The sequence below is a fragment of the Pseudomonas sp. NPDC012596 genome (assembly GCF_042902325.1).
In the GTDB taxonomy this organism is placed as follows: domain Bacteria; phylum Pseudomonadota; class Gammaproteobacteria; order Pseudomonadales; family Pseudomonadaceae; genus Aquipseudomonas.
Genome location: NZ_JBIBEB010000023.1, coordinates 64952 through 78454 on the forward strand (window position 1 = coordinate 64952; position 13503 = coordinate 78454).

General features: G+C 62.9%; 13 protein-coding genes. 6 read left to right on the plus strand and 7 right to left on the minus strand.

Translation table 11 applies throughout. The features are described 5' to 3' along the window. Positions 1-151: 151 nt before the first annotated feature. Complete coding sequence (radA, locus tag ACFY68_RS23395; RefSeq protein ID WP_387532307.1) at positions 152-1519, minus strand: DNA repair protein RadA; 1368 nt, start codon at positions 1517-1519, stop codon at positions 152-154. 178 nt (positions 1520-1697) lie between these two features. On the opposite strand from radA, the gene mscL reads away from it, so the two are divergent. After that, complete coding sequence (gene mscL, locus ACFY68_RS23400; protein ID WP_346613910.1) at positions 1698-2117, plus strand: large-conductance mechanosensitive channel protein MscL; 420 nt, start codon at positions 1698-1700, stop codon at positions 2115-2117. Positions 2118-2187: 70 nt separating this feature from the next. Here the strand turns inward: mscL and ACFY68_RS23405 are convergent, their stop codons facing one another. After that, on the minus strand, positions 2188-2964 hold the full coding sequence (locus ACFY68_RS23405; protein ID WP_346613909.1) for a ferredoxin--NADP reductase: 777 nt from the start codon (positions 2962-2964) through the stop codon (positions 2188-2190). A gap of 211 nt (positions 2965-3175) precedes the next feature. Here ACFY68_RS23405 and ACFY68_RS23410 point away from each other — a divergent pair, with 211 nt between their 5' ends. Together ACFY68_RS23410 and ACFY68_RS23415 are read left to right on the plus strand one after the other, a co-directional pair. After that, positions 3176-3889, plus strand: a complete 714-nt coding sequence (locus tag ACFY68_RS23410; RefSeq protein WP_387532398.1) for an autoinducer binding domain-containing protein — start codon at positions 3176-3178, stop codon at positions 3887-3889. Positions 3890-3982: 93 nt separating this feature from the next. Next, on the plus strand, positions 3983-5107 hold the full coding sequence (locus tag ACFY68_RS23415) for a methyltransferase (RefSeq protein WP_387532311.1): 1125 nt from the start codon (positions 3983-3985) through the stop codon (positions 5105-5107). A gap of 117 nt (positions 5108-5224) precedes the next feature. Here the strand turns inward: ACFY68_RS23415 and ACFY68_RS23420 are convergent, their stop codons facing one another. Genes ACFY68_RS23420 through ACFY68_RS23430 form a run of 3 tightly spaced genes read right to left on the minus strand, consistent with a single transcriptional unit; the run spans position 5225 to position 7837 of the window. After that, positions 5225-5380 carry a DUF2474 domain-containing protein gene (locus tag ACFY68_RS23420; RefSeq protein ID WP_346613906.1) on the minus strand — a complete coding sequence of 52 codons (156 nt, stop codon included), beginning with the start codon at positions 5378-5380 and terminating at the stop codon, positions 5225-5227. A gap of 9 nt (positions 5381-5389) precedes the next feature. Further along, complete coding sequence (cydB, locus tag ACFY68_RS23425; protein WP_387532314.1) at positions 5390-6397, minus strand: cytochrome d ubiquinol oxidase subunit II; 1008 nt, start codon at positions 6395-6397, stop codon at positions 5390-5392. A gap of 3 nt (positions 6398-6400) precedes the next feature. Further along, positions 6401-7837, minus strand: coding sequence for a cytochrome ubiquinol oxidase subunit I (locus ACFY68_RS23430; RefSeq protein WP_346613904.1), 1437 nt, complete (start codon positions 7835-7837; stop codon positions 6401-6403). A 346-nt stretch (positions 7838-8183) separates the two neighbouring features. On the opposite strand from ACFY68_RS23430, the gene ACFY68_RS23435 reads away from it, so the two are divergent. The 3 genes from ACFY68_RS23435 (at position 8184) to trmA (ending at position 12004) form a co-directional block, all read left to right on the plus strand. Continuing rightward, complete coding sequence (locus tag ACFY68_RS23435; protein ID WP_387532317.1) at positions 8184-9404, plus strand: MFS transporter; 1221 nt, start codon at positions 8184-8186, stop codon at positions 9402-9404. Positions 9405-9626: 222 nt separating this feature from the next. Next, positions 9627-10922, plus strand: a complete 1296-nt coding sequence (locus tag ACFY68_RS23440) for an NCS2 family permease (protein ID WP_016497921.1) — start codon at positions 9627-9629, stop codon at positions 10920-10922. Further along, a complete protein-coding gene (gene trmA / locus ACFY68_RS23445; protein WP_387532320.1) occupies positions 10919-12004 on the plus strand; it encodes a tRNA (uridine(54)-C5)-methyltransferase TrmA in 1086 nt (361 codons plus the stop codon). Before ACFY68_RS23440 ends, trmA begins: the two co-directional genes overlap by 4 nt. A 38-nt stretch (positions 12005-12042) precedes the next feature. Here trmA and pcaG read toward each other — a convergent pair whose 3' ends face one another. Continuing rightward, complete coding sequence (pcaG, locus tag ACFY68_RS23450) at positions 12043-12648, minus strand: protocatechuate 3,4-dioxygenase subunit alpha (RefSeq protein ID WP_346613900.1); 606 nt, start codon at positions 12646-12648, stop codon at positions 12043-12045. A gap of 10 nt (positions 12649-12658) precedes the next feature. Then, a complete protein-coding gene (pcaH, locus tag ACFY68_RS23455; RefSeq protein ID WP_387532323.1) occupies positions 12659-13378 on the minus strand; it encodes a protocatechuate 3,4-dioxygenase subunit beta in 720 nt (239 codons plus the stop codon). Positions 13379-13503: the final 125 nt, after the last annotated feature.

Below are 13503 nucleotides of genomic sequence, written 5' to 3' on the forward strand. Positions count from 1 at the left end.
CGACGCGCATCGTCGGCTCCCCTTTTTGTTTGTCTGTACTGGCTCCTTCGCGGGGCAAGCCCGCTCCCACAGGCTCCCCACAGTTTCTGGTCCCTGTGGGGAGCCTGTGGGAGCGGGCTTGCCCCGCGAAGGAGCCAGTACAGACTATGAATTACTCGAACAAAGCATCCAGGGCCTGTTCCAGCCGGGTCACGGCAATCACCTGCAGCCCCGCTGGCGATTCTTTCGGTGCATTGCCCTTGGGCACGATGGCCCGCTTGAAGCCATGCTTGGCCGCCTCCTTCAAGCGCTCCTGCCCGCTCGGCACCGGCCGCACTTCGCCGGACAGGCCGATTTCGCCGAACACCAGCAACCCGTGGGCCAATGGCCGGTTGCGCAGGCTGGACATCACCGCCGCCAGCAAGGCCAGGTCGGAGGCCGTTTCGAGCACCTTTACCCCACCGACCACGTTGAGAAACACGTCCTGGTCATGGGTGGGAATACCGCCATGGCGGTGCAGGACAGCCAGCAGCATGGCCAGGCGGTTCTGGTCCAGGCCAAGGGTGACCCGCCGTGGGTTGGCCAGGTGGCTGTCGTCGACCAGCGCCTGCACCTCCACCAGCATCGGCCGGGTACCTTCCCAGGTAGCCATGACCACACTGCCCGGCACTTCCTCCTGGGCCCGGTTGAGGAAGATCGCCGAAGGGTTGGAAACCTCCTTCAAGCCGCGATCGGTCATGCCGAACACACCCAGCTCGTTGATTGCGCCAAAGCGGTTCTTCACTGCCCGCAACAGGCGCAGACGGCCATCGGATTCGCCCTCGAAATACAGCACCGTGTCGACCATGTGCTCCAGCACGCGAGGCCCTGCCAGCGAACCTTCCTTGGTGACATGGCCAACCAGGAAGATCGCCGTACCGCTCTGCTTGGCATAGCGCACCAGCAAGGCGGCACTCTCGCGCACCTGTGCCACGCCGCCAGGGGCCGACTGCAGTTGTTCGGTGAAGATGGTCTGGATCGAGTCGATGACCATGACGCGGGGCTTTTCCTGGCGCGCCGTGGCGATGATCGTCTCGATGCAGGTTTCGGTCATGACCTTGAGCTTGTCCTGCGGCAGGCCCAGGCGCCGCGAGCGCATGGCCACCTGCTGTTGCGATTCCTCGCCTGTGACATACAACGCGGGCATGTTCACGGCGATGTTGCACAAGGTCTGCAGCAGGATGGTCGATTTGCCGATGCCGGGGTCGCCGCCGATCAACACCACCGAGCCATCGACCAGGCCGCCACCCAGCACGCGATCGAGCTCGGTGCTGCTGGTGGTGAAGCGCGGAATCTCCTCGACGCTGACTTCGGCCAGGGTCTTGAGCTGCGCTTGCTGCCCCGCCCAACCTGTACGCCCGCTGGGCGCCGCCGCGCCACCGCTCTCGATCATGGTTTCGACCAGGGTGTTCCAGGCCCCGCATTCGCCACACTGGCCGGCCCATTTGGGGAAGGTCGCACCACATTCGGTGCAGCCATACAAACGCTTGGCTTTGGCCATGGGGCAGGGTCTCCTGGAAAAAGTCGCCATGATAGCCGACACAGACGTGCCTCGAACGCGTTGGGATGCGACAAAACTATTCGTTCTAAGCGCAGTCACTACCCCTGAACGTCACGCATGAAGCGTTTTAGTGGCTTACACTGCGTTAACCTCACCATTTGTTACAAAGGAATCGAACATGGGAATGATCAGTGAGTTCAAGGCCTTCGCGGTCAAAGGCAATGTCGTCGACATGGCGGTCGGTATCATCATCGGCGCAGCCTTCGGCAAGATCGTCTCCTCTTTTGTCGGCGACGTGGTGATGCCGCCACTGGGGCTGCTGATCGGCGGCGTGGACTTCAGTGACCTGGCCATTACCCTGAAGGCGGCCGAAGGCGATATACCCGCCGTGGTGCTGGCCTATGGCAAATTCATTCAGACCGTGATCGACTTCGTGATCGTGGCGTTTGCCATCTTCATGGGCGTGAAGGTCATCAACCGCCTGAAGCGCGAGGAAGCCGTGGCCCCGAGCGTGCCGCCTGCGCCGACGCCTCAGGAAACATTGCTGACCGAGATTCGCGACCTGCTCAAGACGCAGAACCAGGATCGCCTGCCTTGAACAATCTGGGGGCGCCTGGCGCCCCAATGGCTGGCAAGCCGGCGATTGGGGCGCAAAGCGGCCCCGTGCATCACCAGTAGTTTTCCACCGCTACCTGCCCCGGCCGTTTGCTCAGGCTCAGCTGCAGGTCGCGCGCCTTGAGCACTTTGCGCGTGTCATCGATCATCTCTGGGTTACCGCAGAGCATGATCCGCGAGTGCTCCGGCGAAAACTCAAGCCCCGCCGCCTTCTCCAGCTCGCCGGTCTCGATCAGTGTGGTGATGCGTGCATTCAACGCCCCCGGGTGGGGCTCGCGGGTAACCACCGGGATAAACTGCAACTTGCCTGCAAACTCGGCCAGGTACTCACGCTGTTCCAGCCCGGCGATGTCGTCCACATACGCCAGCTCCTTCGCCTCGCGCACTGAATACACCAACTTGATGTTGTCGAAGCGCTCCCAGGCTTCGAAGTCCTGAAGGATGGACATGAACGGAGCAATGCCGGTACCGGTCGCAAGCAACCACAGGTCACGCCCGCCGACGAAGCGGTCGAGGGTCAGGAAGCCGAATGCCTGGCGGTCGATCAGCAAGGTGTCGCCCTCACCCAGGCGGCTCAGCTCGCTGGTGAACTCCCCGCCCGGCACCACGATGGAAAAGAAGTCCAGGTGTTCGTCGTGCGGCGCACTCACCATGGAATAGGCACGCCAGACCACACTGCCGTCGGCCTTGGTTACGCCAAGCCGGGCGAACTGGCCGGCACGGAAGCGAAACCCCGTATCGCGAGTCACCCGCAGGCTGAACAGGTTCGGCGTCAGCGGCTGGACGTCGAGCAGGGTCTGGCGGGTAAACTTGTCGGCACTGGCGGTCATGACGGGCTCCAAAAATAGCGTGTGCACAGTGTCGCGCAAAGCAGCCTGGATAAAAACCACCTAGATGTAGGGGCACGGCAAGTCAATCGTGCCGATTTCTCAGAGAAAGCTGATTGTCATAACAAAAAATCCCAACATGGCGCTCGGACTTTTCCTACAATGCTTCGGGTATGCGAACGGATTGGATCCGCAAACCAAGGGAGTGTGCCGGATGCTTCAATGGAATCACGAGCATCTACATAGGTTGATCAGCGAGAGCGCGCCGCAAAAGGTGTTCGACCTCGCGGTGCACCTGGCACAGGATATGGAAATGGACTTCCTGGGCCTGAAAATTCGCATTCAGCTTGCAGCTCAGTCACCCAGGCTCTACCTCTACAGCAACTACCCCGAGGCCTGGATCGAGCGTTATCAGCGCGATGAGTTCTATAAGGAGGACGCGGCAGCCATCTGTAGCCATGCCTCGACGATGCCGGTGCTGTGGACAGATGAGCTTTATCGTGAAACGCCGCATTTTCGCCAGCAGGCATGCGAACACGGCCTGCGCCATGGCTGGACACAGTCGCTGCACGACCTGAAGCACAACGAGAGCCAGGTCAGTGTTTGCCGGCCCATCGGCGAGGTGAGCATCGCCGAGCTCTACGACAAGGCCGGCAAAGTGCAGTGGTTATGCCACACCCTGCACGCGATCGTCAGCGAGCATCACCTGGCCAAGCTCAGTTCGCCTCCCGTCAAGATGAGCGAGCGCGAACTCGAGGTGCTCAAATGGTCGGCCGCCGGCAAGACGGCCGCCGATGTAGCCTGCATCCTTTCCCTTTCGCAAAGCACGGTGAACTTCCACATCCGCAGCGTGATCACCAAAACCAACGCCGCCAACAAGGCAGGCGCTATCGCCATCGCCATGATGCGCGGCCTGATCGATGAATAGTGAGGCCTGCGACCGTCGGTAAAGCCCTGTAGAATCACGGGCCAAAGCCCGTCGCCATCCGCAACGGGCAGATCCGTACCCGAGCCAGACGCCATGCCCTTGTTGACCACCCCCTTCGCCGAACTCGACCTGATCCGCCAACCGGACCAGGCCAACGACCCGCTGCAGGCCTTCGATGCGGCCGATGAATACCTGCTCGAACAGTTGCATGGGCAACAGCTGGCTGCCGAGTCCCGGGTGCTGGTACTCAATGACAGCTTCGGTGCCCTGGCCGCCAGCCTGGCCGGCCACCTGTCGGTAGTCAGCAGCGGCGACTCGCACCTGGCCCACCTGGCCCTGGAAAAAAACCTCGCGCGCAACGGCAAGGCGTTCGACAGCGTGCCATTCGTGCCCGCCAGCGAGCACTGGCAGGGCCCGTTCGATCGCGTGCTGGTGCGCGTGCCCAAGACCCTGGCACTGCTTGAAGAGCAACTGATCCGCCTGCAAGGTCACCTGGCCCCCGGCGCACAAGTGATTGCCGGGGCCATGATCAAACACCTGCCGCGGGCGGCTGGCGACTTGCTGGAGAAGTACATCGGCCCGGTGCAGGCTTCGTTGGCACAGAAAAAAGCGCGCCTGCTGACCGCTACCGTCGCCGAGCGCCCCGTTGCACGTTCGCCCTACCCGACCCGCTACCAGCTGGACGCCCCTGCGTTGGAACTGCTCAACCACGCCAACGTATTCTGCCGCGACGGCCTGGACATCGGCACCCGCGCGTTCCTCCCGCACTTGCCACGCGACCTGGGCAATGCACGGGTTGCCGACCTGGGGTGCGGCAACGGCGTGCTCGGTATCGCCAGCGCGCTGGCCAACCCGCTAGCGCAGTACTTGTTGGTCGATGAGTCGTACATGGCGGTGCAGTCGGCCCAGGAAAACTGGCAGGCGGCGCTGGGCGACCGCGAGGTGACGGTGCTGGCAGGCGACGGCCTGGCCGGGGTGGAAAAACAGTCGCTGGACGTGGTGCTGTGCAATCCGCCGTTCCACCAGCAGCAGGTGGTGGGCGACTTCCTGGCATGGCGCATGTTCCAGCAGGCGCGCGAAGCGCTGGTGGTGGGGGGGGCGCTGTATATCGTCGGCAACCGTCACCTGGGCTATCACAGCAAGCTGGCGCGGTTGTTCAGAGGGGTGGAACAAGTGGCGGCGACGCCTAAGTTCGTGATCCTCAAGGCCCGCAAGTAGACATTCAATGCCCTGTCGCCGGCAAGCCGGCTCTCACAGGCATTGCGGTGCTCTCAAGCACAACGCTGTACCTGCAGGAGCCGGCTTGCCGGCGATAGGCCCATCACTGGCTAGCCTTCAATGGGTGGTCAGCCCGGCCGCCCCCATGAATAGCCGCATCACATAGGCAGCCACGCCCAGCGCCGCCACGCTCATCGCCCAGATCAGCAGCAGCCAGCCCAGCCGCTGCCAAAGCGGTTTTTTCTCTTCAAGGCCATGTTTGCCAGCCATCATGCACCTCTCCTAGTGATAGCCGTCTTCGTGGGTCACCTTGCCGCGGAACACGTAGTAGCTCCAGAAGGTGTACCCAAGGATGAACGGCAGGATGAACAGCGTGCCCACCAGCATGAAGCCCTGGCTTTGTGGCGGTGCAGCAGCCTCCCAGATCGAGATCGACGGCGGGATGATGTTCGGCCACAGGCTGATGCCCAGGCCACTGTAGCCAAGGAAGATCAGCACCAAGGTCAACAGGAACGGCGTGTAGTTGGCACTGCGCGCCACCGCCTTGAACAGGCCGTAGAAGGTCACCAGCACCAGAACCGGCACCGGCATGAACCACAGCAGGTTAGGCATGCTGAACCAGCGATCGGCGATCTGCGGGTAAGCGATCGGCGTCCACAGGCTGACGATACCGATCACCACCAGCAACACCAGTGCCAGTGGCCGGCCGAGCTTGTGCATCTGCGCCTGCAACGGCCCCTCGGTCTTCATGATCAGCCAGGTGCAGCCCAGCAAGGTATACGCAACGATCAGGCCCAGGCCGCAGAACAGGCTGAACGGGGTCATCCAGTCGAGCGTGCCGCCGGCGTAATGCCGGTCGACCACCTTGAAGCCTTCCATGAACGCGCCCAGCGCAACACCCTGGAAGAACGTCGCCACCAGCGAGCCGCCGATAAATGCCTTGTTCCAGATATGGCGCTTGTCATCCTTGGCCTTGAAGCGGAATTCGAACGCCACGCCGCGGAATATCAGGCCGATGAGCATCAAAATCAGCGGCAGGTACAAGGCTTCGAGCACCACTGCGTAGGCCAGTGGGAACGCCCCGAACAGCCCGGCACCGCCGAGCACTAGCCACGTCTCGTTGCCGTCCCACACGGGGGCGACGGTGTTCATCATCACGTCACGGTCATGCTCGTCCTTGACGAACGGGAAGAGCATGCCGATGCCGAGGTCAAAACCATCCATCACCACGTACATCATGACGCCGAAGATGATGATCACAGCCCAGATCAGCGGAAGGTCGATACCCATGGCTCAGTTCTCCTTGCTCAGGCTGGGTGTGTTGGCCTCGCGGCCATCATCGGCGGCAGACAGCGGCCGTGCCGGCGTGCGTTTTTGCCCGGGGCCACCCGGCGTGTGATCATCACCCTCGCCTGTTTTCGGCCCTTTGCGCACCAGGCGCATCATGTAGCCCAGGCCCGTGCCGAACAGCGCGAAGTACACCACCACGAAAGCCACCAGGGTGAACCCAAGTTGTGCGTAACTGTGGTTGGACACAGCTTCCGAGGTGCGCATCAGGCCATAGACCACCCACGGCTGACGGCCGATCTCGGTGGTGAACCAGCCGGCCAGGATCGCGACCAGGCCGGACGGGCCCATCCACAGGGTCAGGTACAAGAACGGCCGTGAGCTGTAGAGGGTGCCGCGCTTGCGCAGCCACAGGCTCCACAGGCCGACGAAGATCATCAGGAAGCCCAGCCCGACCATGACCCGGAACGACCAGAAGACAATGGTCGAATTGGGCCGGTCCTCGGGTGGGAACTCCTTCATGGCCGGCACCTGTTTATCCAGGCTGTGGGTGAGGATGAGGCTGCCAAGCGCCGGGATCTCGACCTTGAAGCGGGTGGTTTCGGCTTTCATGTCGGGGATGCCGAACAGGATCAGCGGGGTTGGCTCGCCGGGCACGTTCTCCCAGTGGCCTTCGATCGCGGCAATCTTTACCGGCTGGTGCTTGAGGGTGTTGAGGCCGTGGAAGTCACCGATGACTGCCTGCACCGGCGCGACGATCAGCGCCATCCACATGGCCATCGAGAGCATCTTGCGCACGGCCGGGTTGTCGCGCCCGCGCAGCAGGTGCCAGGCCGCCGAGGCGCCGACGAAGAAGGCCGTCGCGACGAAGGCGGCAGTGGCCATGTGCATCAGGCGATAGGGGAACGACGGGTTGAAGATCACCGCCAGCCAGTCCACCGGAACCACACGGCCGTCGATGATCTCGTGGCCTTGCGGGGTTTGCATCCAGCTGTTGGAGGCGAGGATCCAGAACGTCGACACCAGGGTGCCCAGCGCCACCATCACCGTGGCGAAGAAGTGCAGGCCGCGGCCCACACGGTTCCAGCCGAACAGCATGACGCCGAGGAAGCCCGCCTCGAGGAAGAACGCGGTCAGCACTTCATAGGTCAGTAGCGGGCCCGTGACGGCGCCTGCGAAGTCGGAGAAGCGGCTCCAGTTGGTGCCGAACTGGTAGGCCATGACCAGGCCGGATACCACGCCCATGCCGAAGTTGACGGCGAAGATTTTCGACCAGAAGTGGTAGAGGTCACGGTAGACCTGCTCGTGGGTCCTCAGCCAGAGGCCTTCGAGAACCGCCAGGTAGCTCGCCAGGCCGATGGTAATGGCCGGGAACAGGATGTGAAACGACACGGTAAAGGCAAACTGAATTCGGGCGAGCTCGAGGGCTTCTATTCCGAACATGGTGCTTCCTCTTCAGATAATCCGGCTTCCGGGCTCGTGGCCCCGTTGCCCACTGCCCCCACGTCTCAGTCGAGTGCGGCCTGTTGGAATTGTTCTGTTCGATCGCAGGGATTTCGGCCCACAGGCCAATTCGTTGTTTCTGGAACGATTGATCCAGATCAACGACTGCTAGGAAGCATAGTCCCGAATGGCCGGATGGGCCGTGTGGTTGATTGCCGCGTGACCTGTTGCCCCACCCTCTTTCGGGAAGCATTGAAAAGTGCCGATCAGGCCAAACAGTAACTGTTTGTTACAAACAGATGATACGCTGCGGGCCCCTCTACTGCGCCGAGGCCACAGGTTCGCGATGTCTGATTCAGCACCGCAGTTATTACGCCACCACCGCCCGTTCGTTGCCTTCTGGCTGGCACGGGTATTCACCGCCAGCGGCTTCCAGATGCTCACCGTGGCCATTGGCTGGCACCTGTACCAGCTGACCGGCAATGTGCTCGACCTGGGCCTGGTCGGCCTGGTCGAATTCGCGCCGCGCGTGCTGTTCATGCTGCACACCGGGCATGTCGCCGACCGTTACGACCGACGCAAGGTCGCCGCCCTGTGCCAGACCCTGCAGGGGCTGATTGCCCTGGCCCTGGCGTTGGGCAGCGCCACCGACAACGTGAGCCGCGAATTGATCTTCGTGCTGGCCTTCCTGCTGGGCGCCACGCGCTCGTTCGAAATGCCCGCCACCCAGGCGCTGTTGCCCAATGTAGTGCCGCCCGGGCTGTTTCCACGGGCTGTGGCGGCGTCTGCCTCGGCGACCCAGGCGGCGACCATCGTCGCCCCGGCCGTGGGCGGTTTCCTCTATGCCTTCGGCAGCATCTGGGTGTACGGCCCGACCGTGGCCCTGTATGCCATTGCCTGCCTGCTGATGCTGAGCCTGGACTCGCGCCAGCAGGTACCGCAGCGCGGGCGCGCCAGTCTGGAGTCGCTGTTGGCCGGGATTCGCTTCATCCGCAGCCGGCCAGACATTCTCGGGGCCATTTCGCTCGACCTGTTCGCGGTGCTGCTGGGCGGTGCCACCGCGCTGTTGCCGGTGTTCGCCAAGGACATACTGTTAACCGGCCCCTGGGGCCTGGGCCTGCTGCGCTCGGCACCGGCGGTGGGAGCGCTGCTGATGTCGCTGTGGCTGGCGCGCTTCCCGGTTGAGCGCAAGGTCGGCCGCATCATGTTCACCGCGGTCGGCGTGTTCGGCGTGGCGACGATCGCGTTTGGCCTTTCGACCTCGTTCTGGTTCTCGTTGGCAGTGCTGGTGGTGCTGGGCGCGGCAGACATGATCAGTATGGTGATCCGCGGCGCCTTCGTGCAGCTGGAGACGCCCGACGAGATGCGCGGCCGGGTGAGCGCGGTCAACGGGTTGTTCATCGGTGCCTCGAATCAGCTCGGCGAATTCGAATCGGGGGTCACGGCGCACTGGTTTGGTACGGTGCCGGCGGTAGTGCTGGGCGGTGTGGGCACCCTGGTGGTGACGGGGGTGTGGATAAAGCTGTTCCCGACCCTGGCCAAGCGGGACCGGTTGCATAACGGTTGATCAGTTGCCTGTGCCCGCCTCTTCGCGGGCCAAGCCCGCTCCCGCAGGGCCGGTACCGGCTGTGTAAACCCATTCCCCAACGGCCATAGGCCCCCGCCAAGCATGCTGGTATGATGCGCGGCTTTTTTCCTCCCCACACAAAACCACGGCAACCGGTACGGTCTGTGCTTTGCTGATGGGGTCGATACATTCACGGCGCCGGGGGCGCCTTGGGGAGCGGGCATGCTGGAAAGGCTGTTTCAACTAAGAGCACACAACACCAACGTGCGCACCGAGATTCTCGCGGGCGTCACCACCTTCCTGGCCATGGCCTACATCCTGTTCGTCAACCCGAGCATCCTCGGCGAAACCGGCATGGACAAGGGTGCGATCTTCGTCGCCACCTGCCTGGCTGCGGCCATCGGCTCGGCCACCATGGGCCTGATCGCCAACTACCCGATCGCCTTGGCGCCGGGCATGGGCCTGAACGCGTTCTTCACCTACACCGTGGTCCTGCACATGGGCCACACCTGGCAAGTGGCGTTGGGTGCGGTGTTCCTGTCGGCGGTGATGTTCTTCCTGTTATCGATCTTCCGTATCCGCGAATGGATCGTAAACAGCATCCCCCTGCCACTACGCTCGGCCATCGCGGCCGGTATTGGCCTGTTCCTGGCGCTGATCGCCCTGCATAACGCCGGCATCGTCGTCGATAACCCAGCTACCCTGGTGGGCATGGGCGACCTGAAGCAGCCTTCGGTGATCCTCGCCACACTGGGCTTCTTCCTGATCGTCGGCCTTGAGTCGCTGAAAGTGCGCGGCGCGGTGCTGATCGGCATCCTGGCCGTCACCGTCGCGTCTATCGCCATGGGCGTCACGCCGTTCGGCGGCATCGTGTCGATGCCTCCTTCGCTGGCACCGACCTTCTTGCAGCTGGACATCGCCGGTGCCCTCGATGTGGGCCTGATCAGCGTGATCTTCGCCTTCCTCTTCGTCGACTTGTTCGACAACTCCGGCACCCTCATCGCCGTGGCCAAGCGCGCCGGCCTGATGGGCAAGGACGGCCACATGCCGAAGATGGGCCGCGCCCTGATCGCCGACAGCACGGCGGCCATGGCCGGTTCGCTGCTGGGCACCTCTACCACCACCAGCTACATCGAGTCGGCGGCGGGCGTGAGCGCTGGTGGCCGCACCGGCCTCACAGCCATCGTGGTTGCCGTGCTGTTCCTGCTGGCGTTGTTCTTCGCCCCGCTGGCCGGTAGCGTACCGGCCTTCGCCACCGCCCCGGCGCTGCTGTTCGTCGCCGTGCTGATGGCCTCGGGCCTGGCGGAAATAAACTGGGACGACGTCACCGAAGCTGCGCCCGTGGTGGTCACCGCCCTGGCGATGCCGCTGACCTACTCGATTGCCAACGGCATCGCCTTCGGCTTCATCTCCTGGACCGCCGTGAAGCTGATCTCGGGCCGCCACCGCGACCTGAACCCGGCACTGGTGATCCTTTCCATCCTGTTCGTCATCAAGCTGGGCTGGTTCAACGCATGAGTGCTGCATTCGACCCTAGCGCCTACGACGCGCAACTTCAGGGCAAAGTCGCCCGCCTGCGCGAGCTGTTGGCCCCGTTCGGCGCGCCGGAGCCGGCCGTCTTCGACTCGCCGCGCGAGCACTACCGGCTGCGAGCCGAGTTCCGCCTGTGGCGCGAGGACGGCCAGCGCCACTATGCGATGTTCGCCCCGGGCGAGAAGCACAAGGCCATCCTGATCGACGATTTCCCCATTGCCAGCCAGCGCATCAACGACCTGATGCCGCGCTTGAAGGCGGCCTGGCAGGCCAGTGAGGAACTCAGCAATCGCCTGTTCCAGGTGGAGTTCCTGACCACGCTGGCCGGCGATGCGATGGTCACGATGTGCTACCACCGCCCGCTCGACGAAGCCTGGGAAGTGGCCGCGCGGGAACTGGCTGAAGCGCTGGGTGTGAGCCTGATTGGCCGGTCCAAAGGCAAACGCCTGGTGATTGGCCGTGACTATGCCGTGGAGAAACTCGAGGTCGCCGGCCGTGTGTTCAGCTATCGTCAGCCGGAAGGTGCGTTCACCCAGCCTAACGGCGCGGTGAACCAGAAAATGCTGAGCTGGGCATTCGAGGCCATCGGCGATCGCGATGACGACTTGCTGGAGCTGTATTGCGGCAACGGCAACTTCACCCTGCCGCTGGCCACACGGGTGCGCCAGGTGCTGGCCACCGAGATCAGCAAGACCTCGGTCAATGCTGCACTGAGCAACCTTGACGAGAACGCTGTGGATAACGTGCGGCTGGTGCGGTTGTCAGCAGAAGAGCTGACCCAGGCGCTGAATGACGTGCGCCCGTTCCGCCGGCTGGAAGGGATCGACCTGAAAAGCTACGCGTTCGGTACTGTGTTCGTCGACCCGCCACGCGCGGGCATGGACCCGGATACCTGCGAGCTGACCCGGCGTTTCGAGCGGATTCTGTACATTTCGTGCAACCCGGAAACGCTGGCGGCGAACATCGAGCAGTTGCAGGACACGCACCGCATCGAGCGTTGTGCGTTGTTTGACCAGTTCCCTTACACCCACCATATGGAAAGTGGGGTTTTGCTGGTTCGGCGTTGATTGGCGGAAACTGGGGCCGCAACGCGGCCCCAATACACTCAGAAGTCGAAGAACACCGTCTCCCCTTCCCCCTGAATACGGATATCGAAACGATAGGCCGTCTTCCCATCCACTTCGCAACGCTTGGCAACCAAGGTCTCGCGGCGCTGCGGCTGCTCGATCAGGTTGAGCACCGGGCACTTGGCGTTGGCTTCGGCCTCATCATCGAAATACAGCCGCGTGTGCAGGTGGATATTGATGCCACGGGCAAACAGGCTGATGTTGATGTGTGGTGCCATCGGCACACCGGCCGCATTCTTCACCACACCAGGCTTCACGGTCTGTACGGTCCACTCACCGGCATCGAAGGTGGTGGCGGTGCGGCCGAAGCTGTTGAAGGCGTTTTCCAGGTTGTATTCATCCTGATACTGGCCAGCGGCGTCCGCCTGCCACAGCTCCAGGAACGAATCGCGCACCAGGTGGCCATTGCCGTCATACACCTGGCCGATCAGCAGAATGTGTTCACCCTGTGCCTCAGGCTTGGCCAGGCAGTTCCAGATTTCCTGGTCGCGGGTCGGGTTGCCGGCCGCTTCCAGGGCCAGGCCGATGTGCACGTAAGGGCCGGCGGTCTGCGAAGGGGTTTCCGGCAGCAGTTCGATTGGCATGGCGGGGTCCTCAGCAGTTTTCGAAGTGGGTCTTGCGCTGGCCGCGCAGCACGATGTCAAAGCGGTACGCCAGGCAGTCCATGGGGTTGGCGTGGCTCATGTCGAGCTTGGCAATCAGTTGCTGCACCGCTTCAGGGTTAGCGATCGACTTGACGATCGGGCACATCGGGATCAGCGGGTCGCCTTCGAAATACAGCTGGGTGATCAGCTTGGTGGCGATCGACGGGCCACTCACACCCACGTGGATGTGCGCCGGGCGCCAGTCGTTGGGGCCGTTGCGCCATGGGTACGGGCCGGGCTTGATGGTGCGGAAGCTGTAGTAGCCGTCGCGGTCGGTCAGGCAACGGCCGACACCGCCGAAGTTGGGGTCCAGCGGTGCCAGGTAGCGGTCGTTCTTGTGGCGATAGCGGCCACCGGCGTTGGCCTGCCAGATCTCCACCAAGGTGTTGGCCACCGGCTTGCCGTACTGGTCTACGACACGGCCGGCAACGATGATGCGCTCACCGATCGGCAGGCCACCGTTGTTGAAGTTCAGCAGCAGGTCATGGTCATGGGCGCCAAAGCCCAGGTGGGTGAAATCCGGGCCGGTGGTTTCGCTGATCGACTGCGGAATGCTGACCAGTGCCTGGCGCGGCGAGCGGGCAATGGAAGTCTTGTAGTCGGGCGTCAGGGCCTTGGGGTGCCAGTTGCGATCACGGATCACGAAGCGGCTATTGTCCTGGGCGGGCATGCCGTTTTCCTCTCTTGGAATTATGAAAATTCCCCTATGGGGACTTGCAGTTTCAGATAACTCGCGCGGGATGAATATTGAAATCAGTGGTCCGATACATAACCGTATGGTTATGCATTAGTACC

Bases quoted from the DNA above. Each gene is read 5' to 3' on its own strand.
- pcaH (WP_387532323.1), bottom strand. From the start codon at position 13,378: ATGCCCGCCCAGGACAATAGCCGCTTCGTGATCCGTGATCGCAACTGG.
- ACFY68_RS23440 (WP_016497921.1), top strand. From the start codon at position 9,627: ATGCTGGAAAGGCTGTTTCAACTAAGAGCACACAACACCAACGTGCGC.
- ACFY68_RS23430 (WP_346613904.1), bottom strand. From the start codon at position 7,837: ATGTTCGGAATAGAAGCCCTCGAGCTCGCCCGAATTCAGTTTGCCTTT.
- ACFY68_RS23435 (WP_387532317.1), top strand. From the start codon at position 8,184: ATGTCTGATTCAGCACCGCAGTTATTACGCCACCACCGCCCGTTCGTT.
- ACFY68_RS23405 (WP_346613909.1), bottom strand. From the start codon at position 2,964: ATGACCGCCAGTGCCGACAAGTTTACCCGCCAGACCCTGCTCGACGTC.
- radA (WP_387532307.1), bottom strand. From the start codon at position 1,519: ATGGCCAAAGCCAAGCGTTTGTATGGCTGCACCGAATGTGGTGCGACC.
- ACFY68_RS23415 (WP_387532311.1), top strand. From the start codon at position 3,983: ATGCCCTTGTTGACCACCCCCTTCGCCGAACTCGACCTGATCCGCCAA.
- cydB (WP_387532314.1), bottom strand. From the start codon at position 6,397: ATGGGTATCGACCTTCCGCTGATCTGGGCTGTGATCATCATCTTCGGC.
- mscL (WP_346613910.1), top strand. From the start codon at position 1,698: ATGGGAATGATCAGTGAGTTCAAGGCCTTCGCGGTCAAAGGCAATGTC.
- ACFY68_RS23420 (WP_346613906.1), bottom strand. From the start codon at position 5,380: ATGATGGCTGGCAAACATGGCCTTGAAGAGAAAAAACCGCTTTGGCAG.
- trmA (WP_387532320.1), top strand. From the start codon at position 10,919: ATGAGTGCTGCATTCGACCCTAGCGCCTACGACGCGCAACTTCAGGGC.
- ACFY68_RS23410 (WP_387532398.1), top strand. From the start codon at position 3,176: ATGCTTCAATGGAATCACGAGCATCTACATAGGTTGATCAGCGAGAGC.
- pcaG (WP_346613900.1), bottom strand. From the start codon at position 12,648: ATGCCAATCGAACTGCTGCCGGAAACCCCTTCGCAGACCGCCGGCCCT.